This window comes from Acidovorax sp. M2(2025) (assembly GCF_049330835.1).
Taxonomy (GTDB): Bacteria; Pseudomonadota; Gammaproteobacteria; order Burkholderiales; family Burkholderiaceae_C; genus Acidovorax.
In genome coordinates, this window is the sequence record NZ_CP186262.1 from 4,401,854 (window position 1) to 4,419,879 (window position 18,026).

Here is an 18,026-nt window from a genome sequence, read left to right on the forward strand (position 1 = left end):
TGTGCTCCGGCGCCGTCAATGCCCAGCCGAACGGCCCAGGAGCCTGTTCCACCGCCGCACCCAGGGATTCTGGGGAGGCGGCTCTGGTTGGGGCTGGGCCTGCAAAGCCGCCAACTCGGCTTCAACCATTCGCTTTTCCACCCGCAGCACTTCCATGTCGGCGCAAAGACCCCGAATCTCCGATTGCATTTTTGCGATAGCGTCCTTGGCTTCGGCAAAGGCCTTCTGGTGCTCCAGCAGCGAGGCACGCTCGCGCTGGTGCACCACCGTCAACGCCTGTAGTTCCTCACGCAGCTTGTCCACGTCGCCCCGCGCCTCCACAAGCTCCCACCGGGGTGCGTCCGCGGCCAGCGTGGCGACAACCATCCATTGGTACGCATCAAAGTCCTGCCAGCCCGCCAGCAACGCCTGGCGCTGGTCGCCCGACAGGGCGCTCCAATAGCCGGCGAATTCGCTGCTCTCAACAGGCACCCGGTTGGCCTCCCAGCCCCGCGGCGCCCAGCCCAAGTCCAGCAGCATCTTTTCCAGGCTGCGCTTGGTGAAGAAACGCACATGCGTACGGTCCAGTTGACCTTTGTCCGAATAGTCAAAGACCCCGCCGCGCATTGACGCCAGGACCCCGGCATAGGCGATGTTCGGCACCGAGATCACCACGCGCCCCATGGGCGCCAGCAGGTCGCCGAGCCGCTGCAGCACCTCTTCGGGGCGCCTCAGATGCTCCAGCACATCGCAGGCCAGCACGGTATCGAAACGCCGGCCTGCAATCGTGTCCAGCCATCCGGTGCCTTCCAGGTCCCCCGAAATGATCTCCACATCCAGCGTTCGCAGCACCTCCAGGGCCTGAGGATCGTTTTCCACCACGGTCACCCGATGCCCCCGCGACCGCAAGACACGGGTCATGGCACCGGGGCCCGGGCCGAGTTCCAGCACCGAGCCCGCGTCCGGCGGCACACGGCGCAACAGTCGTGCCGCCCATTCCTCTCCGTCGGGATCGAAGGCGTAGTTGTATCTGCCAATATCCGTCAAAGCCTCTCCTCCCCATCTGTCTGCCCGGCGCGCCGCCACATGTGGTCCCAGACGCCCCACTGCCACCATGCCCAGGGGCGCGCACGGACGTCTTTCTCCAACCGCTGGATCACGGCGTCCACCGCCTCTTTGGGATCTTCCGGCAACGGGTCCACCTCTACTTTCAAGCGTGATGCCCCCTGGGAATAGGTGATGGCGTGCACCAAGGGAACGCCCGTGGATTTTGCCAAGCGCTCAATGCCAGTGGGCAAGCTGATTTCGCCGCCAAGGAAGGGGTGCTTGCGCAAGCGGCCGAAATGCGGCTGCCAGACATCCGCCAGAATAATCCACACATCTCCCGCCAGCAATCCTTCGTGCACCGGACGCAGGCTCTCGCTCGTGCTGCGGTATTGCCCGTGGATAACGCTGACGAGGTTGTTGACCTTGCGGGTCAGAAACCGGCGGTGCACCGGGCTCAGATCAGGATTGTCCAGGACCGGCATCGTCAGGGCGTTCATCACCAACCCCTGGCGGGCAAGCGCCACCAAGCTTGTCATGAGCCGGTCAAAGTGGCTTAGGACGACGATGAAGCCCGTTTTACGCTCCGCCAATGCCTGCACGTGCTCCCAGCCAGCAAGCTCAATGGCCGGGCCGTTAACCCCGCCAAGCCGGTGCAAGGCAATGCCGTCCATCATCTCCAAGGCCACCATATCCATGTGGGCCCGGGCCCACTCGGCACGCTGCGTGGGTGTGGACTCCGGAAACACCTGACCGAAACGCATGCACAAGAAATCTTCCGTGGCCCGGCGCGCCTCCCCTGGGTCGCGTCCCAAGTATGGCGCCAGCTTCCAGGGCAACGTTCCGGGCAAGCCGGCCAGCCCGGGGTAGCCCCACTGCATCCTCCAGTCGTGGCTCATTCAACCGCCACCCACTCATGGTCCAGGGCCACCAAGCCAAACTCGGTATTGCGCATGTTCAAAACGGTGAAGGGCTGCACCAGTTCCGCCATGTCCAACATCTGGATCGCCGTGTCATCCAGCGTATAGACGCTCCAGAGATACTCGCCCGACAACAGGGGCAAGCGCGGGAACTTCACGCGCACACGGTGCACGCCCACGCCTCGCAGCGCAGCACCGGGCCCGCGGAATTGGGTTCCGGTCCCGAAAACATTGTCCTTGTCCGGCCGCACGATGAAGACCGCCACATGGAAGGGCGCATCGGTGTAAGCCTCCACTTCGATTTCGACGGAAAGATCCTGGAACGAATCGACCTGGGCCGGATTGACGCCATCGCCTGTTTCGGTCGTGATCCGCACGATCTTGACCAGAGGTGTGCTGGCTGCCAGCGGCTCGGCACTCGCCTGCAGCGGCGTTGTCGCCTGCTCAGAAGCCGTTGCAGACGGCGCCTGCGCGCGCAAATGGGCGTAGCGCCGGCGCTCATGAGCCTCGTAGGCGGTCACGACATCTTCGGTGCTGCCCAGCGCTTCCACATGGCCGCCATGAATCCAGGCGGCCCGCTGGCACAGGCTGCGCACCTGGTAAAGGTTGTGCGAGCAAAACAGTACCGTTGCGCCCCGCTCGCGCAATCCCAGAATGCGGTCGAGACTTTTCTTCTGAAAGTGCAGGTCGCCGACAGACAGCGCCTCGTCCACGATCAGCACGTCCGGGTCGATGGCAGTCGCCGCGGCAAACGCCAGGCGCATGAACATGCCGGACGAATACGTCTTGACCGGCCGCTCCAGGGTCTCACGGGTCAGTTCGGAGAATGCGGTCGCCCGGACAACGAAGTCCTCCATGGGCTCGCCCTCCAGGCCGTGCAATGCCGCCATGAAGCGGATGTTGTCATAGCCCGACTCCTCGGGGTGGAAGCCGGCCCCCAGCTCAAGCAGCGCTGCCACCCGGCCTTCGTGCGAAACCGTCCCGCGCGTGGGGCGGATGGTCCCGGCGGCAATCTTCAGCAGGGTGCTCTTGCCCGCGCCGTTCTCGCCAATGAGGCCGAACGTCTCTCCCGCGCGGACCTCAAAATCCACGCCGGTCAGGGCCACGTGCACCCGGTGGCGCGGCGTGCGCGTCACCCACTCCCAGAGCCTGTCCTGGGGACGGGCATAGACCGTGTAGGTCTTTTCGATACCTTCGAACCGGATGGTCATGGCGTTACAAGGCCTCGCCCAAGGCCGATTTCATGGATCGGAAGAACCACCAGCCCCCACCGCCCAGCAGGACAACCCACACCGCCAGCGCCACCGGCGTGCCGGCCGGCGCCGGCATATGCAGCACGGTGCTTTGCACCATGAGCACCAGACAGGCCAGCGGATTCAGCAGGAACCATTGATGGAATCGCTCCGGCACCTGGGCCAGGGGGTACACCACCGGGGTCAGGTAAAACCACAGTTGCAGTGCAAAGGCCACCATGGACCCGACATCGCGCCAGAGAAAGTGCGCCATGCTCAGCAGCAAAGTGAGGCCAAACGTGAGAACAATCTGCGCCAGCACCAGCACCGGCAGCCATGCCATCGAGGCATAAGGCCCCACGCCCTGCGCGAGGGACAGCACGAGCAGCAATGCGTAGCCAATGCCCAGCACCAGCAGGCTGCCGCCGACCGATACGGCAGGCAATATCTCCGCAGGCATGGGCTGCTTGCGCAGGAAGTCCTCGTACGCGGCAAGGCTTCCTACGCCCCGGCCGATGGCATCCGTGAACGGCAACCACACCGCCAGCCCCGCCAGCAGATGCAGCAGATAGCCATTGTCAGCCGCCAGCCCCGGCACGCGCACGGCCAGCACAAGGCCAAACAGCACGTAGAAGATCGCGAGCGTGGCCAGCGGCTGCACAAAGGCCCAGGCAAAACCCAGCACGGAGCCGGCATAGCGGGTCTTGAACTCCCGCATCATCCAGTAGCGCCACAGCACCCACAGCTGGCGCGGATTGCGGGGCGTGGCCGACGACACAGCCGTGGAACGGGATGTTGGCGTTGGCAACGTCATGCGACCGTCCTCAGCCACTCGACCGCCCGGGCCACACCGTCTTCAAAGGCCACCGTCGGGGTCCAGTGCAACTCATCCCGCGCACGCGAGATGTCCAGCACGTTCACCGGAGGGTCGAAGGGGCGCGCGGGGAACACCCGGCGCTCTACCCTGCGCCCGAGCAATTGCTCAAGGATACCCACGATGTCGTTGACGCTGTGGCCGGTTCCGCCACCCACATTGAAGATCCGCGTCTCGCCCTCGTGGCGGGACGCGGCGGCAAACGCGCGGCCTACATCTGCGGCATAGACAAAATCCCGCACCACGGAACCATCTCCCCACACATACAGGGGCTGCGCATGGAGCGCGCGGTGCGCAAACACCGCGATCACGCCCTGCACCCCGTGGGGCTGCTGCCATTCGCCGTAAGGATTGCTCAGGCGCAGAATCCGCACTGGCAAGCCATGCTGCGCCTCTTCGATACGCAGGTGGTGCTCAATGGCCAGCTTGGTCGCGCCGTAGGCTCCCATGGGCAGAGTCGGATGGGATTCGCTCAACGGCACCGCCTGCGGCCGGCCATACACGGCCCCGCCGGACGAAGCAAACAGCAGCCGGGGGCGCGCCGCCTTCAGGCGCAAGTCCTGCAGGAGGCGCAGCGTACCCACCAGGTTCGTCTGTACGTCGCGGATGGGGTCCTCGCTGGCCGTAGCCGGTACCGTGGAAGACGCCAGGTGGACCACCAGATCGGCGCCGCCCACCTGGTCCCACCAGGAGGCCAGGTCAAAACAATCGGCCTGCACCTCCCCTGCCAGCCAGGGCGCGCGGACGTCTGCGGGCGGGCAGCGGTCCACCGACCACACCAGGGCACCTTCGTCGGCCATGGCCCGGCCGATGTGGCGGCCGAGAAAGCCCGCGCCTCCCAGGATCACGCAGCGCATCAAGGTGTGCCTTTCTGACCCTCGCCACGCGCATGCAGCAAGGCGGCCTCAAACTCCTGGGCAACGGCATCCCAGGTCTGCGCGCGCGCAAAGGCTTCTCCCCTGGCGCTCAAAGCCTGGCGTCGCGCGTCGTCCCGCAGCAACTCACAAACTGCTTCGGTCAGGCCTTCCGGCGACGATTCGGCCAGCACAGCCACCTTGTCGTCGAGCAGCCATTCCACGTTCGGCCCGCGGTTGGAGACGACGGTGCAACCGCATGCCATGAGTTCCAGGGGCAGCAATGAAGCGTTGGTCAACGACAGCACCAGCGCCACATCGCACTGGCTGTAGAGATCCGGCAAATCATCCAGGGCCAAAGTCCCGCAGGCAAGGTGCGGAAAGGGAATGTGGTACGCCGCCGTATCCCATCCTGCCAAGACGAAATGCGTGTCGGGCATGCGCTCCCACACGGCATTCAGGACCAGAAGTCCGAGTTCGAACGCTCGGCGGGGCGTGGGCGGTCGGGCATAGAAGAACACCCTGCGGATTTTCGGCTCGCGGCGCGGCAAACGGCGGTACCGGTCCAGTTCCACGCCAAAGCCCACGGGGTGCGTGGCCATTCCATAGTCCTGCGACAGCTTGTGGGCAAGCCAGCCTCCTGCCGTGACGCCAAAGAATCCGAAGTGGTAAGTATTTTCCGCGAGCACCGACTCCGTTCCTACCGGATAGAAGTGGGGCTCGTAGTCCTGCACGAAGTACAGCTTCCGGGTCGCACCAGCGAAAGCCCGCACGGCGTAGGCCGTATCCCATCCCGTGGCTATTGCAAACTCGCACGGAGGAAGTGCATTCGTACCAAGCAACACCTGGGCCTGCAGCGGGAAAAAATGATCCCGGATGGCTTCGCGCGCCACATCCGCCTCGTGGTGCCGCACCGGTGTCGCAATCACGATGGTCGACGTGTACCCCATCTGCTCCAGGTGCCAGATGGTGCGGAAGATGTTCAGGTGCCCGCCGGAACCGATGTTGAAGTCCGGAATAAACCACAACAAGGTACCCACCGCAGCCTGGCCAGACTGGACGGGAAGCACGTAAGGCAGGGCAAACTCATAGTGCCGAAAGACATTGATCTGGTGTGCGGGCCCCTGGCGCAAGCGCCGCACCACCGCGCGCAGAGCGGCAAAAACGCCTTCCTTGCGCGCCATCTCCTTCACGCGCCAAACCTTCTGCCGGAGATTCCAGCCCATGGTCAGGCCCCTCCCGCACGCTGCAACTGCTCGTCGCGGGAAATGGAACGCAACAGCCACTGCGGCAGGCGCTCGTGCCGCGTGCCCAGAAATTGCCCCGCCACGCGGGCCATTTCGATGAACGCCATGTACAAGCCATCCTTGAGCAAGCGCCAGCCACGCAAGCCCCCGCTGCGCAACCACCCGAAATCCCGCCGGGCCAGGTACACGACCGATTTCAACGCCTGGGCCAAGCTGCCCTGCAGGCGATAGCCGAAATAGCGGTTGAACGAACGCGCCTCGTCGAAATTGCGCTGCAGCGTTTCCCACACCCCAAAGTCATGCGAGTGGTAGACCACGGCATCCGGCACAAAAGCCTTGGCATGGCCCGCCTCGATGGCACGCAGTGCCCAAGTCTGGTCTTCGGCGAATGCCACCTCAGGCAGGGGCAACTGCTCCCAAACCGACCGCCGGATACAGGAGTTGTTGCTGGAAAAGAAGTGCAGCCACTGGCGGTACCCGGGATCGCTGGCAAACCTCGCGCGGTCTTCCAGGCGAACGACCGAGAGCGTGTCGCCAAAGCCTGCGAAGTGCTGATCCAGTTCTTTGTGGGTCACATACCGCGCTTCGGGATGTGCGCGATGGGGACCGAAAGCCCCCGCCACGTCGGGCTGTGCGTCACAGCCCTGCACCATGTTGCGAAGCCAATGGGGGCTGGCCGGCCGCGCATCCTGGGTAATGAACACCAGAAACTCACCCCGGGCCATCGAAGCCAATTGGTTTCGCGTCCGCCCATGCCCGAATTCGGAGGCGGGGATGGTTTCCACCCGCACGCCACGTTGCCGGGCACACTCCACCGAGCCATCGGAAGATCCGGAGTCCATCACCAGAACCTCGAAAGGCCATGGCGCTTCTTGGGCCAGCACCGTGTCCAGCACTTTGCCCAGAAAGGGCCCTCCGTTCTTGACGGGGATCAATACGGAGGCGCGTATGTCAGTCATTGTCTAGTGGGTGGTCGCTGATCGTGCCCGGGGAATTTCCCGGACGGTGAGCCCACGGCATCGGTGAGGCGCATGGCTGCGGTCAATCTGCAAAACCAACCATTGTAATGTGAGCCCCTTTCCGAACCCACCCCGCAACAGGCCCAACCCTTCGCAGCGCCAATTATTTTGCTGCAGACTGTTTCGTAAACAGGGCCCGAATAGCGGCACCGTCCAGTTCTACGCCATACTTTTTGAACAGGTCTTCGCGAATTTTTTTGCTGGCTTCCTGGCGACAAAACGTGACCGCCCGGGTCGGCACCGAGATAGCGACAGCGTCCCACCCGAGCTGCTGCGCGTCGCGCTTTTCGTTGACCTTGAAGAGGTAGGCGAAGTCACCCTCGCGCACCGGGCCCACCATCTCTCCCTGCTTGGCGGCAGCCAAGACGCGCAGCACGCTCACATCCTCCTCAAACAGCGTGATCCAACCGAGGTCACCCTGAGGATCCAGCCTGTAGATCCCCTCAGCTTGCTTGGCCAAGTCCTCAAACGTTTTCTTACCCGAAGCAACGGCTTCCGCCTCCTTCATCAGCCATGCAGCAGCAGGCTCACCTTCCACTTTTTCTGAGGCCGGAAGGATCACTCGACTGAGCCGAGCCATTGCCGGCACGCGGAAAGCCTGGGGATGGTCCTTGAAGAACTTGCGCGATTCGGCTTCGTCTGCAGGTGGCTTGCAAGCAGGAGCAAGCTTGGTGTAGATCGCTTGCGCATACACATCGTCAAACCGCAGATCGCTTTTTCCCGCTTCCCGCGGAACGCCCAGACTGGCGCCCTCTAGCGTCAGGGCCCGGACCAATGCCATTTCACGCAGCGCAGTCTGAAGCCCCCAGACGTTCCGTGCCGTGCCCTGCAGGTCTACTCTCCGCTCAAGATACGCAGAGACATCTTCCTGGGTGATCGATTCGCCGTTGGCGAGCTTCACCAACGGCTCGGCGGCCGAAGCCATCGAGACTGCCGCTGACAGAAGAGCAACTGCAGCCATTCGAGCCAAAGTCCCGTTCCGCAAAAATTTACGCATAGCAATATTCAAGAAAGAGCGATTCATTTCAAACGTTCGGCTGCGCGGTCCCACAACGGCCCATAGATCACATCCGCTACAGGATCTGCAGAGTTGAGCACGACCACGTCGCGCTCACCATCCCCGTCCAGATCGATCAACTGCAGACCCGTGGAAAAACCACTGGTCTTGATCCATCGCGTCTCCACCACCTTGCCGTCAGCATCCAGCCGCTGGAGGTACAACTTGCCGTCTTCTCCCCAGGCGACCAAATCATCCGAAAGAGGTGCCACTGCAACGCTGCCGGTCAGAGGGGATGCGATCCATTGGAGTTCCCCGGTTTGCATATGGATGCGCGCATTGCGCCCCCCCGTCTCCAGGGACACATACAGCCACTGCCCCGAGGGGGAGGGCCGCGCTTGGCGCGCCACAGCATTGAAGCTCGCGAGCACCCGTGGAGGTGCCAGGGGATCGGATTCCGACACCGCCACGACCTTCCGGTCATCCAGGCATGCGGCGGCAAACCCTGCGCCTTGCGCCGCTGGAAGCTGGCTCAGCCGCACTGGATGCCAAGGCGCCTCGCACCAGCGTGTTCTCTTGACAGAGGCCGCCGCCCGGTTGTCTTCGTACCAATCAACCCAAGCGACTTCCTTGCCCCCGTAGGGCGTGGCCAACAACTTGTAGTGACCCTGTGACGCACTGACCAGGATGACATCGCGAGGCGCAAACCCGACATGCGCTTGGTGAATGCGCACCAAGCGCTCATTTTCAACACGGAAAAAATCCAAGCTTCCCGCGTTTTCCACTGCGGCCACCACCAGATTGTCGGACAGCCATTTGGCGGAGTCCGGATGATAGGCCACCGGCTGGCGATCCAGAAGTCGCGAGCTTCGCCCCCCAACCTGGTGCAACGCCACCCGCCCCTCCTCATGCTCAACAAGGATTAATCTGCAACCAGTGGTGGCCGCGCACCGGGCTTCGCCTCCCCACGCCATGGGAGCCTCCAGCTTGATACGAGCAGCTCCACCTAAAGGTGCCTGTGCCGCTGGGGGGGATGAATCAGTCGCAGGCTCAGAAGTTGGCAGTGCCTGACAACCCACAAGTACCGAGACAGCCAACCCCAAACAGCCCAAGCGCACAGAACGGAACAATTGCATAGCACCTCCAGAAGCCAAAAAAAATGGCGCCATATGGCGCCATTTTTTTTGGCAACACCCCGCAGGGCATCACCAAATCGCATCTTTCTCTAGTCTGCAGCGCCAGGGCGCCGCAGCATGAGAGAAAAATTAGTTGTGCGAACCCAGGACGGATTGCGTTGCACCGAAAGCAGGAGCGGTGATCAGGCTGTACGTGAACGCAGCGCCCGTGGAAGCGAACGTAGGAGTCCACTCGATGAAACCATCGGTGAAGTTGGCAGGACGGCCGGGGATCGTTTCAGGGTTGAAGAACGACAGTTCGGACTCAGCCAGTGCGAAGTTCACAGACTTGCGGTTCTGTGCAGCATCGTACATGTTGACCGTGTGCGTACCCTTTTGATCGCCAGTCGACCACACAACGATGCGAGTTTCCAGGCCAGCGTTCAGGGTGCCGTCCACAGCGTAACGCATGCTGAACGTAGCAGGCGTGGTCAGCGAACGTGCACCTGCAACGCCAACCAGGCTGTCAGGACCCAGGTTCGTCAGATCCGTGGAGGGCGCAGAGAACGTCAGGTTGCCGTCGATCACGGGCACAAAGGCCACGTCTTGAGCAGCAGCGTTCACGTGGAATGCGTTGCCGCTGATCAGACCGGTAGAGCCGGCAGCAGGCACAACAGCGTTGGAGGGAGCGCAAGCAGCAGCAGCGCTGCCAGCTGCGGTGTTAGCACCCACAGCAAACACCAGGTAGCCACGCGTGCCAGCCAGGCCGGTACCAGACTGTTGCGACCAGATGAAGGGCTCGTAGTCCTTAGCGGTCATTGCGAAGCAACCGTCGGTGACGTGGTTGGAGTTCGCATCGAAGAAGGTCCAGAACACGCCAACAGTGCCGGCGGATTGGTTGATGATACCGACAGCGGTGGTGTCGGCGTCACCGTTGTGGATCACGTTGGGAACAACGAGACCATTGCTGAACGTACCCACGGTGTACGCCTGCGCCACACCAGCACTCAGCGCAGCGGCTGCAACGGCTGCCATTGCAAATTTTTTCATCTTCTCAGTCCTTAGATAATTGAAGGAAGCTTTCCCACCCTGTGCGGGATCTGCAACCCATCCGTACTCCGTTTGGGTTGGTGCAATCTTATACTGATACCTTCGATTTTTTCAACCAATTTCCACCAGAAACCCAACGCATGCTTGTTTGTTGCACTCAAACAACGAAGTGTCACTCGGGTGTTGGAAAGAACGAACTGCGGCGCTGCACATGGTGCCACACGCCACCAATCTTGCGCCACTCATCTTCGACGGTGGATTCCTGCCGCTTCACCCTCAGCAGGGGTAGCGAGTACCGGACCCACACATTGAGAATGGCGCGATCGCCGTCAGTGCTTTTCACGCCACGCACTTCCACGGCTTCGTACGAAATGCCCCCACGCTTAAGGTAGGCCTCCAGGGTGGCGCTCGGGTCCTTGGAAAGCTCCTCATAGGCCCAGGCTGCCACGCGGTCGTTTTTGCGGATCAGCGCCCAGTAGGCTTTGGCGCGCTCGAGCAGCGCCGCCTCGCCTCCTTCACCTGAAGCGGCAACGCCGCTGGTGGCTGCACAACCACCCAGGCCCGTCATCAGCACCGGTGCCGCCAGGATCAGATGACGGCGGCTGATAGTTGTTGTCATGAATGAATCTCCTGGTTGACTATCGTTATATATATGTGTGGGGCGAGAACAACGTGATCCGCCCCTGCACACTTTTCAACGCCACGGTTGCAGCGGGGTGTCTGCCGGCTTGACGCCCATGGGCTGAGCCTGCAGAGCCAGAGAACGCATGCGTTCGCGCAGCTCAGCACTGGCAGAGCGGAGCTGGTCGTCATCTTCCAGGGCTCGCGGCGTCATCAATACCAGCAGTTCTGTGCGAGCACGCTTATTTGTCGTGGTCGAGAACAGGGCACCCAACAACGGAACATCTGCAAGCCCCGGCACACCAGCACGAGACCCACTGTCGTTTTCGCGGATCAACCCCCCCAGCACGATGGGTTCGCCCGAGCGCACAGCAACACGGGTCTGAATTTGCCGCGTCTGGAAAGACCGCTGTTTTGTCGTGGTGTCTTCCTCACCCACATCGGTCACCTGCTGAGAGATGTCCAAGGTGATCAAACCTCCCGCATTAACCGACGGGGTGACAGAAAGCAGGACGCCAGTGTCTTTGTACACGATGGACTCTGTGACCAAATTGCCCGTGGTAACAGAAGTCGACGATTTGATCGGCTGCTGCTGACCGACCTGAATGGTGGCACTGTGGTTGTTCAAGACCAGTACCGAGGGACTAGATAGCAACCGCACCTGGGATTTCTCACTGAGGGCGTTGAGAGTGGCGCGCACCACATTCGCCTTGTTGAGGATGGTGTAAGAAAAGCCCGGTTGCTTGGCAGCAATCGAACCGCTGTTGTTCATATTTAACAACGCCTGCCCCTCACGTCCATTGCTGAGACTGTTCTGCAGGTACCACTCCATACCGTAGGCAAGATTGCCCGTAAGGCTCACCTCCACAATGCTGGCTTCGATCAGGATCTGCATCGGGGCCTTGTCCAGTTCGCGCAGGGCTTGCTCGATCCGGCGGTATTCAGTGCGCGGCGCACGGATCAACAGCGCGTTGCGCTTTTCGTCAGCAACCACGCGCACATTGCCTTCCAACTGGCTGGTTGATGTGAGCGATGTGTTATTCGAGGCTGTCTTGTTGCCTGTCACGCCGAACGCGGTGCCCATGGGGCTGGTGCCCGACCCTGTGCTGCCGCTATTTCCGAGCACACCTGTACTGCCTGTCCCGGTCCCCAAGCCGCCCCCTTGCCCAAACTGCGTCGGCGCAGACCCCGCTGCCACCCCGCCAGAGCGCGCTGAACCCGACTGCCCGCTGAACAAGCCGTTGAGCATTTCCGCCAGTTGCAGCGCGGAACCGTTCTGCACGGGATAGACGAACAATCCAGCCTCCATGGCATCGGTTGGCCGGTCCAGGCGCCGGATCCAGGTTTCCACCTGGGCCAACAGATGGCTGCGCGGCGTGACCACCACGATGGCGTTGAGGCGCTCCACCGGGAACAGGCGGATCAGCCCGCCCAGCGGGTTGGCGATCTGGGCGCCCATGCTGCTGGCGGCGCCTGCACCTCCACTGCCCGCAGCGCCGGCTGCGCCTGCGGGGGCTCCGCCCGACGACGAAGCACCGCCGCCGCCATAGGGGTCGGACGACTTGTCGTTACCCAGCATGGCCTGCAGCGCATCGCGCACCACGTTGACATTGGCGTTTTCCAGCACAAAGACGCCCAGAGACATGCCGGAGAGGAAGTCGACGTCGAAGGCTTCCACCATTTCGAGCCAGCCACCCAGCTGCGCCTTGCTGCCTTGCAACACGAGCAGGTTGCGCATCGAGTCCACATAGACAATGGCTTCTCGCGGCGCCAGGGGCGCCAGGATCTTGGCCATCTCGGCCGCGGCAATGTGGTTCAGCGGCACGATGACCGTGCCCGCGCCCGCGAGGTCCTTGAATTTGGAAGACCCCACCACCGGCCGCGCGCCGATGGTGACCGTGCGCTTGGTCACGTGGTACACGCCGGCGTTGTCGCGGACGATGGCCAAGTCGTGTGGCAGCAGCACGGCGTCCAGCACGTCCAGCACCTGGTTGCGCGCCAACGGCTGCCGGGTGCTCAGGCTGACCACGGTATCCCCGCCCGCATCAATGGTGTAGTTCAGCTTGAGCAGGTCGCCCAGCAAAGCCACGGCCAGATTGGCGACGGTGACGTTCTCGAAATTGAGGGAAACCTTGTCGCCACGCGCCAGGACGGGGTCCACTTTCGGTGCCACATCACCCTTGACGAACTGGTCGTTGCCCGGGAACACCTTGCTGTTGGAAGTGGTCGGCTTTTTGGCTGGGTCCTTGGCCGAATCTTTGGCGGCGGCATCTGCCGGCGCGGGATTCGGGGCCGCAGGCACCGCAGATGCTGGCGCTGCAGCGGGCACTGCTGCCGCAGCCGCCGCAGTCTTGGTATCCGCGGGAGAGGACGGCGCGGCAGCCGGCCCACCTTGCGTGCTGGCACAGCCCGAAGCCAGCAGCGCCAGCAAGAGGATGGATGGCCGAATGTTCATAGAAATTGCTCCGGAAAGGTGTACCGCAAGGGCTTACCGATTGTTGGGTGCGGGGCGGCGCTGCCGCTCTCCGACGGGGCTGCCGCCGGCTTTCGCGGGCGGCGGCGCGCTCCCGGCTTCCAGCGGGCGCTCCACCCGCTGATCATCGGCCGAGATGAAAAGTGCCTTGCGGCCGTCAAAAGAATCGATGCGCCAAGGTTTGGTGTCCGCGGTGATCTTGAGCGTGCTTCCGTCGGCACGCTGCAACACGGCGACGCGCTCCTTGCCCGACTCGAACACAGCCGTCAGACGGGACTGCATCAGCTCCGTCACCAGGCTGGTCTTCTTCTCCTCCACCGCTACAGGGCGCCGGGCGGACCACAGCACGGGCCGTTCGACGGCCTGCTTGGCGCGGACCTTGATCGCCTGCGGCATGGGCTCGACCTTTGGAAGATCCGGCTTGCGCGGTGCGGGCGGGGACCAGCGGTCTTTTTCGGCATTCCACCAGTACGCACTGGCGGCCAACGCAGCCACTCCCACGATGGGGCCCAGGTACCAAGACTTGATCATGGCTTGGCCTTTTCTGGCGCCAGCGGAGCCTCCAGTTGCAACGTCAGCCGAGCGTTTTGCGGGCCCGGCCCTGCCGCGGTGCCCTCACGCGTGATATTGGCGGTGCGCACCCAGAACGGCGGGCGGTGCGTCTGCAAGTTTTCCATGAAGCCCACCAGCTTGACCCACTCGCCACTGACCGTTGCCGTAAGGCGTATGCGCGCGAGCTTCCCGCCCTCCCCCGGTTCCAATGCCACCTGCGAGGACACCAGGGTGCTGCCGGAGGCGACGATCAATTGCCGCAGTTTCTGCTGCACGTCGTTTTGCGCGGTTTCGCCCGCCGGGTGAAGCATGGGCGCCACGGCGCCACTGGCCGCGCCGAGCAGCGTCTCGATCTCGTCGCCGGCATTCACGACCCCCTCCAGCCGCTCACTGCGGGGCTCCAGCTGCTGCAGCGCGTTGTCATAGCGAACCCAGAGAGCCCTGTAGGCCAGTGCCGCCCCCGCCAGCACCCCGGCCAACAGCACCAGCAACAGCACCATGGAGCGGCGGCGCCACACGTTCATCTTCATGGTTTTGCTCCCTCGCCGCGCCACCGCATTTCAAAGGTGAAACGCTCCTTGTTCAGGGTTGCGTCCCGCACGCTGGCCCCCGTGGCTCGCACATCGGCCAGGCCGGGCTGGCGTCCCAGGTGCCCGATCAGTTCGGAGGCGTTGCCCGTGAGGCCCGTGACCCGGATTTCGCTGCCGTTGACCTCAATGCGGTCCAGCCAGGCGTCGGAGGGAATCGACGTGGACAGTGCCTCGATCACGCTGGCCAGCGGCAAATCCGCGTTGACGCTCTTGCGCAGCTCTTCCGCCAATTCGGCCTGGTGGCGCAGTTCGTCCATCTTCTGGCGCAACGGGCCCGCCTTGGGCTCGAGCATGCTGACATGCTCCACCGCGCGCACGACGGCCTGGCGCTTCAGCACCAAGGGCATCAATGCCGGCAGCGAGAACGCGGCGAGCACAAGCACCACCAGCACCATCCCACCCCAGTCCATCCAGCGCTGGCGGGCGTCCAGCTTTCGCCATGCCGCTGCGCGCACGGGATAGGCCCGCCCTTGGCGCACCAGATACACCGGGGCGTTCTCGGACAGTCCCTGCTGCTCCAACTGCTGGGCCAGGGTATTGCGTCGGCACATGCCCCACTCGACCGACCAGCCGCCCTGGGCCTGAGGTTCGGCATGCCAGGCCGCCACAATCTGTTCCGGCGGCATGGGCGATACCCGCCACAAGGCCTCATCGATGCCTCCGGCCAGGGCGCGCCGCGGCATGTCGGGCAACTGCATCGTGCCCCAAAGGCAATCCGACTCCCCCACCAGCAGGCAGGAGGCCTTGCCGCTGCCCGACCGCGGACGGGCGCGCGTGCCAGTAACAGACCACCGCGTGCCATCCGCCGCGACGGCCGCTGCAGACAAGGCGGGCCAGGCGCCATGTTCCATCAAGACCCGTTTGAAATCGCCAAAGCCCCAGCCTATGCGGTCCAGCATGGTCTGTGCGCGAAGAGAGAGCTGCCCCCAACCTGTCATGGCTTGAATTCCTGTTCCGACTTGTTTAAGCGGCGCGTCGGCTCCAACGAGAGCATCGTCCAAGGCGTCGATCCGCCAGGCCGTTCTCCGAGGTCAACCCATGCTTCCCTTTGCCACCATCGATCCCCCTCGGTCCGAACATACGCCCTGAGGCGCATCGTCTGGCCGCCGCTCGAGCGGGCAGGCGAAAAGAACTCGGCAGCGGCTCCGCTCATGAGCACGCCGGCCCGGTTTTCGGGTGGGGAATGTTGAATGCGCACCCCCAAGCCAGGTTGCCCTGTGAGGGCGTCGATCAAGGCGGGGGGAGCTGAATCGATCTCGATGCGTTGCTGCCCGTTGATACCCAAATGGGGCGCGATTATCTCATACAGCTCTGGGGTCATTCCCAGCACGGAGCGCAGCTCGGAGAGGTCGTCCAAGGCCCCATTTCGCGGCAGAGAAGGCCAGCCGGCCGCACGGTATTGCGCCGCCTCCGCCCCGCCCACGCCTCCCGGCGTATCGTCCGGGTCGATGAAGTCGCGCACGCGGGACGTCATGATGGCCGCTTCGCCCGCAGACAGGCCACCCGCCCGCTGGAACAGGGCTTGCAGCAGGGCTTCGCTGGCCACGTTCACATCCACCAGGCCGCCCGATGGTGTGACCTCGACCCAGACCTCCTGCCCACCGAAGGACTGGCGCTGGATTCGGTAGCGGCTCTCCGGTCCGCGCTCCACCATCAGGCGCTGCGTCGTGAGCTGCATCGCGGCATCGAGCACGGACTCCGCCCGCAACCGCTCCAGGTCCAGCCCGGCGCGCAGGGTCTGCTGGCGTATGCCCCGTGCGCTGGCCATGACGACCAGCGACAACGCTGCCACCAGCCACAGCACCAGGATCAATGCCGCCCCCCTGCTGCGCAGGGCCTTGTTGGGTTCGGTCATCATCGGGCCCGGATCAAAGGAAATATCAGGGGAGGCCAGTCCCCCTGCGCATCGCCAATGTCCAGGCGGATGCGTGCCGGGTACGCAGGCTTGGCAGCGTCCCACTGCTGCGTCCATTGACCCGTCTGCCCGTCCTGGTAGTGCCACTGCAGGGTGCGCACATCGGCCATCAGCGTTTCACGCAAGGCCTGCTTCCAGTCCAGGTCCATGAGGGCGCCATCGTACGGAACCGCCTCCACCGACAGGTCCACGCTGCCGTTGTCGTGGCGCAAGGGGTTCATGCGGAACACGTACAGCCCGCCCGCCTCGCCCCGCTCCGGTAATGGAGCCACCCACAGCAGGCCGGCCGCATTGCCGCTGAAAAAGTTAACAAAAGTGTTCTCGTTGCGCCGGCTCAGCAGGCGCAAGGCATCAAACTTGCGCCCGAGCCACTGGCTGACCACCAGCATGCGGTCGGTGCGCTCGATCACGCGCTGGTTGCGCTCTTCGGAACGCCCGATCACCCCCACCCCTGCGAACATGAGCGCCACCACGGCCGACGTGACAGCCAGGCCGATCAGCAGTTCCAACAGGGTAAAGCCCCGGGACGGGGTGCGCACGGTGCGGCTCATGGCGCGGCCCTGTAGGGTTTCCAGGTGGTCCAGGTGGACACCGGCACGCCGTCCTTGCGGACTTCCACCGTCACCCTGGCGGCATGCAAAGGCCCGCCGGGGGCGGGGCGGCCATCTTCTTCCACCACCGGGACCTGGTCCGGCGACACCTGGATATGCCATTGCCACGGGCCGGACTGGCCGGAGTCCTGTCGTATCAGGTCTTCCGCGAAGGTTCCTGCCGCCAGCGCCGACCGCGCCACCAAGGTGGCTTGCACGCGCGCCTCCACGTCCACCACGTTCTTGGACCCTTGCCCCACGCTGCGGTAAAGACTGGCGAGCGCGATGGAGGCGATGGCCATCGCCACCAGTGCTTCCAGCAGGCTGAAGCCCTGCGCCCTGCGTGCAGACGACAGCCGTAGTGCAAGAGGCAGCCGCCGTGCGGCGGAGCCAAGGAACAGCGCGACGTTGCTCATGACTGCGCCGCAGCTGCGGTTTGCTCCAGCGTTCCGAAAAGCCAGTTCACGTGGAAAGCAGTGCCCAGCGCCCCCCGCAGCACAGCGATCCGGCCGCCCCGGGCGCCACCGTCGGCATTGAAGACAAAGATGGGTTGCCCTGCAGCTTCCGGCGCGTTTTGGCGCGCGCGGGCGCCGCGCTCAACGGCCTGCCATTGCACCGACAAGGGTTCCGGCACCTGCAAGGCAGGAGCACCATCCACCAAAAGCTGGCGGCTGCCCGGCTCGTAGCTGACCGTCACGGGCCGCCCGTCCTGCACGCTGAGCGTGCGAGCCCTTTGGAGCTGGCTGGCGAGGTCCCGTACGGTCTGGCTGTACCGCGCCCGGTCCAGGTAGGCTTGGCCACTCAGGCCCGCCACCGTGGCCGCGATGGCGGCCACCACTAGCACGATCAACAGCTCCAGCAGCGTAAAGCCGGCGCCACGGCGCGAAGGTGCCCGCGACGACGGGCACGCGCAAAACAAACCAGGAAGCCACTGCACGGAAAAATGGCAGGAAA

19 protein-coding genes are annotated in these 18,026 nt (G+C 63.7%); all 19 read right to left on the bottom strand.

The genetic code is table 11. The annotated features are described in order from the left end of the window. Positions 1-15: 15 nt before the first annotated feature. The 19 genes from ACOYR3_RS20185 to ACOYR3_RS20275 all read right to left on the bottom strand — a co-directional run bounded on the left by ACOYR3_RS20185 (position 16) and on the right by ACOYR3_RS20275 (position 18,009). A complete protein-coding gene (locus ACOYR3_RS20185; protein ID WP_422844080.1) occupies positions 16-1,026 on the bottom strand; it encodes a class I SAM-dependent methyltransferase in 1,011 nt (336 codons plus the stop codon). Beyond that, positions 1,023-1,922, bottom strand: coding sequence for a lysophospholipid acyltransferase family protein (locus tag ACOYR3_RS20190; RefSeq protein ID WP_422844081.1), 900 nt, complete (start codon positions 1,920-1,922; stop codon positions 1,023-1,025). The genes ACOYR3_RS20185 and ACOYR3_RS20190 overlap by 4 nt, the downstream gene beginning before the upstream one ends. Beyond that, positions 1,919-3,154, bottom strand: a complete 1,236-nt coding sequence (locus ACOYR3_RS20195; RefSeq protein ID WP_422844082.1) for an ABC transporter ATP-binding protein — start codon at positions 3,152-3,154, stop codon at positions 1,919-1,921. The genes ACOYR3_RS20190 and ACOYR3_RS20195 overlap by 4 nt, the downstream gene beginning before the upstream one ends. Before the next feature lie 4 nt (positions 3,155-3,158). Next, entirely contained in the window at positions 3,159-3,989 is an 831-nt protein-coding gene (locus ACOYR3_RS20200) for an ABC transporter permease (RefSeq protein WP_422844083.1), read from the bottom strand. Further along, positions 3,986-4,906, bottom strand: coding sequence for an NAD-dependent epimerase/dehydratase family protein (locus ACOYR3_RS20205; RefSeq protein ID WP_422844084.1), 921 nt, complete (start codon positions 4,904-4,906; stop codon positions 3,986-3,988). Before ACOYR3_RS20205 ends, ACOYR3_RS20200 begins: the two co-directional genes overlap by 4 nt. Next, the gene (locus ACOYR3_RS20210; protein ID WP_422844085.1) at positions 4,906-6,129 is read right to left on the bottom strand and encodes a glycosyltransferase family 4 protein; all 1,224 of its coding nucleotides are present in this window, start codon (positions 6,127-6,129) and stop codon (positions 4,906-4,908) included. The genes ACOYR3_RS20205 and ACOYR3_RS20210 overlap by 1 nt, the downstream gene beginning before the upstream one ends. Before the next feature lie 2 nt (positions 6,130-6,131). After that, entirely contained in the window at positions 6,132-7,109 is a 978-nt protein-coding gene (locus ACOYR3_RS20215; protein WP_422844086.1) for a glycosyltransferase family 2 protein, read from the bottom strand. Between the two features lie 163 nt (positions 7,110-7,272). Beyond that, complete coding sequence (locus tag ACOYR3_RS20220; protein ID WP_422844087.1) at positions 7,273-8,193, bottom strand: peptidylprolyl isomerase; 921 nt, start codon at positions 8,191-8,193, stop codon at positions 7,273-7,275. Further along, positions 8,190-9,008, bottom strand: a complete 819-nt coding sequence (locus ACOYR3_RS20225; protein WP_422844088.1) for an FG-GAP repeat domain-containing protein — start codon at positions 9,006-9,008, stop codon at positions 8,190-8,192. Before ACOYR3_RS20225 ends, ACOYR3_RS20220 begins: the two co-directional genes overlap by 4 nt. A 423-nt stretch (positions 9,009-9,431) precedes the next feature. Then, the gene (locus tag ACOYR3_RS20230) at positions 9,432-10,331 is read right to left on the bottom strand and encodes a hypothetical protein (RefSeq protein ID WP_422844089.1); all 900 of its coding nucleotides are present in this window, start codon (positions 10,329-10,331) and stop codon (positions 9,432-9,434) included. Between the two features lie 172 nt (positions 10,332-10,503). Further along, a complete protein-coding gene (locus tag ACOYR3_RS20235) occupies positions 10,504-10,950 on the bottom strand; it encodes a hypothetical protein (RefSeq protein ID WP_422844090.1) in 447 nt (148 codons plus the stop codon). A gap of 75 nt (positions 10,951-11,025) precedes the next feature. Further along, positions 11,026-13,407, bottom strand: coding sequence for a type II secretion system secretin GspD (gspD, locus tag ACOYR3_RS20240; protein WP_422844091.1), 2,382 nt, complete (start codon positions 13,405-13,407; stop codon positions 11,026-11,028). A 33-nt stretch (positions 13,408-13,440) separates the two neighbouring features. Then, a complete protein-coding gene (locus ACOYR3_RS20245) occupies positions 13,441-13,956 on the bottom strand; it encodes a hypothetical protein (protein ID WP_422844092.1) in 516 nt (171 codons plus the stop codon). Beyond that, complete coding sequence (gspM, locus tag ACOYR3_RS20250; protein ID WP_422844093.1) at positions 13,953-14,507, bottom strand: type II secretion system protein GspM; 555 nt, start codon at positions 14,505-14,507, stop codon at positions 13,953-13,955. Before gspM ends, ACOYR3_RS20245 begins: the two co-directional genes overlap by 4 nt. Then, positions 14,504-15,568 carry a PilN domain-containing protein gene (locus ACOYR3_RS20255; protein ID WP_422844094.1) on the bottom strand — a complete coding sequence of 355 codons (1,065 nt, stop codon included), beginning with the start codon at positions 15,566-15,568 and terminating at the stop codon, positions 14,504-14,506. The genes gspM and ACOYR3_RS20255 overlap by 4 nt, the downstream gene beginning before the upstream one ends. Further along, a complete protein-coding gene (locus tag ACOYR3_RS20260) occupies positions 15,502-16,425 on the bottom strand; it encodes a general secretion pathway protein GspK (protein WP_422844095.1) in 924 nt (307 codons plus the stop codon). Before ACOYR3_RS20260 ends, ACOYR3_RS20255 begins: the two co-directional genes overlap by 67 nt. Then, a complete protein-coding gene (locus tag ACOYR3_RS20265; protein WP_422844096.1) occupies positions 16,422-17,033 on the bottom strand; it encodes a PulJ/GspJ family protein in 612 nt (203 codons plus the stop codon). The genes ACOYR3_RS20260 and ACOYR3_RS20265 overlap by 4 nt, the downstream gene beginning before the upstream one ends. Further along, the gene (locus tag ACOYR3_RS20270; protein WP_422844097.1) at positions 17,030-17,488 is read right to left on the bottom strand and encodes a type IV pilus modification PilV family protein; all 459 of its coding nucleotides are present in this window, start codon (positions 17,486-17,488) and stop codon (positions 17,030-17,032) included. Before ACOYR3_RS20270 ends, ACOYR3_RS20265 begins: the two co-directional genes overlap by 4 nt. Beyond that, a complete protein-coding gene (locus tag ACOYR3_RS20275) occupies positions 17,485-18,009 on the bottom strand; it encodes a GspH/FimT family pseudopilin (protein WP_422844098.1) in 525 nt (174 codons plus the stop codon). The genes ACOYR3_RS20270 and ACOYR3_RS20275 overlap by 4 nt, the downstream gene beginning before the upstream one ends. Between the last annotated feature and the right edge of the window lie 17 nt (positions 18,010-18,026).

Bases quoted from the DNA above. Each gene is read 5' to 3' on its own strand.
- ACOYR3_RS20235 (WP_422844090.1), bottom strand. From the start codon at position 10,950: ATGACAACAACTATCAGCCGCCGTCATCTGATCCTGGCGGCACCGGTG.
- ACOYR3_RS20200 (WP_422844083.1), bottom strand. From the start codon at position 3,989: ATGACGTTGCCAACGCCAACATCCCGTTCCACGGCTGTGTCGTCGGCC.
- gspM (WP_422844093.1), bottom strand. From the start codon at position 14,507: ATGAAGATGAACGTGTGGCGCCGCCGCTCCATGGTGCTGTTGCTGGTG.
- ACOYR3_RS20265 (WP_422844096.1), bottom strand. From the start codon at position 17,033: ATGAGCCGCACCGTGCGCACCCCGTCCCGGGGCTTTACCCTGTTGGAA.
- ACOYR3_RS20210 (WP_422844085.1), bottom strand. From the start codon at position 6,129: ATGGGCTGGAATCTCCGGCAGAAGGTTTGGCGCGTGAAGGAGATGGCG.
- ACOYR3_RS20245 (WP_422844092.1), bottom strand. From the start codon at position 13,956: ATGATCAAGTCTTGGTACCTGGGCCCCATCGTGGGAGTGGCTGCGTTG.
- ACOYR3_RS20190 (WP_422844081.1), bottom strand. From the start codon at position 1,922: ATGAGCCACGACTGGAGGATGCAGTGGGGCTACCCCGGGCTGGCCGGC.
- ACOYR3_RS20205 (WP_422844084.1), bottom strand. From the start codon at position 4,906: ATGCGCTGCGTGATCCTGGGAGGCGCGGGCTTTCTCGGCCGCCACATC.
- ACOYR3_RS20215 (WP_422844086.1), bottom strand. From the start codon at position 7,109: ATGACTGACATACGCGCCTCCGTATTGATCCCCGTCAAGAACGGAGGG.
- ACOYR3_RS20260 (WP_422844095.1), bottom strand. From the start codon at position 16,425: ATGATGACCGAACCCAACAAGGCCCTGCGCAGCAGGGGGGCGGCATTG.
- ACOYR3_RS20270 (WP_422844097.1), bottom strand. From the start codon at position 17,488: ATGAGCAACGTCGCGCTGTTCCTTGGCTCCGCCGCACGGCGGCTGCCT.
- ACOYR3_RS20195 (WP_422844082.1), bottom strand. From the start codon at position 3,154: ATGACCATCCGGTTCGAAGGTATCGAAAAGACCTACACGGTCTATGCC.
- ACOYR3_RS20230 (WP_422844089.1), bottom strand. From the start codon at position 10,331: ATGAAAAAATTTGCAATGGCAGCCGTTGCAGCCGCTGCGCTGAGTGCT.
- ACOYR3_RS20220 (WP_422844087.1), bottom strand. From the start codon at position 8,193: ATGAATCGCTCTTTCTTGAATATTGCTATGCGTAAATTTTTGCGGAAC.
- gspD (WP_422844091.1), bottom strand. From the start codon at position 13,407: ATGAACATTCGGCCATCCATCCTCTTGCTGGCGCTGCTGGCTTCGGGC.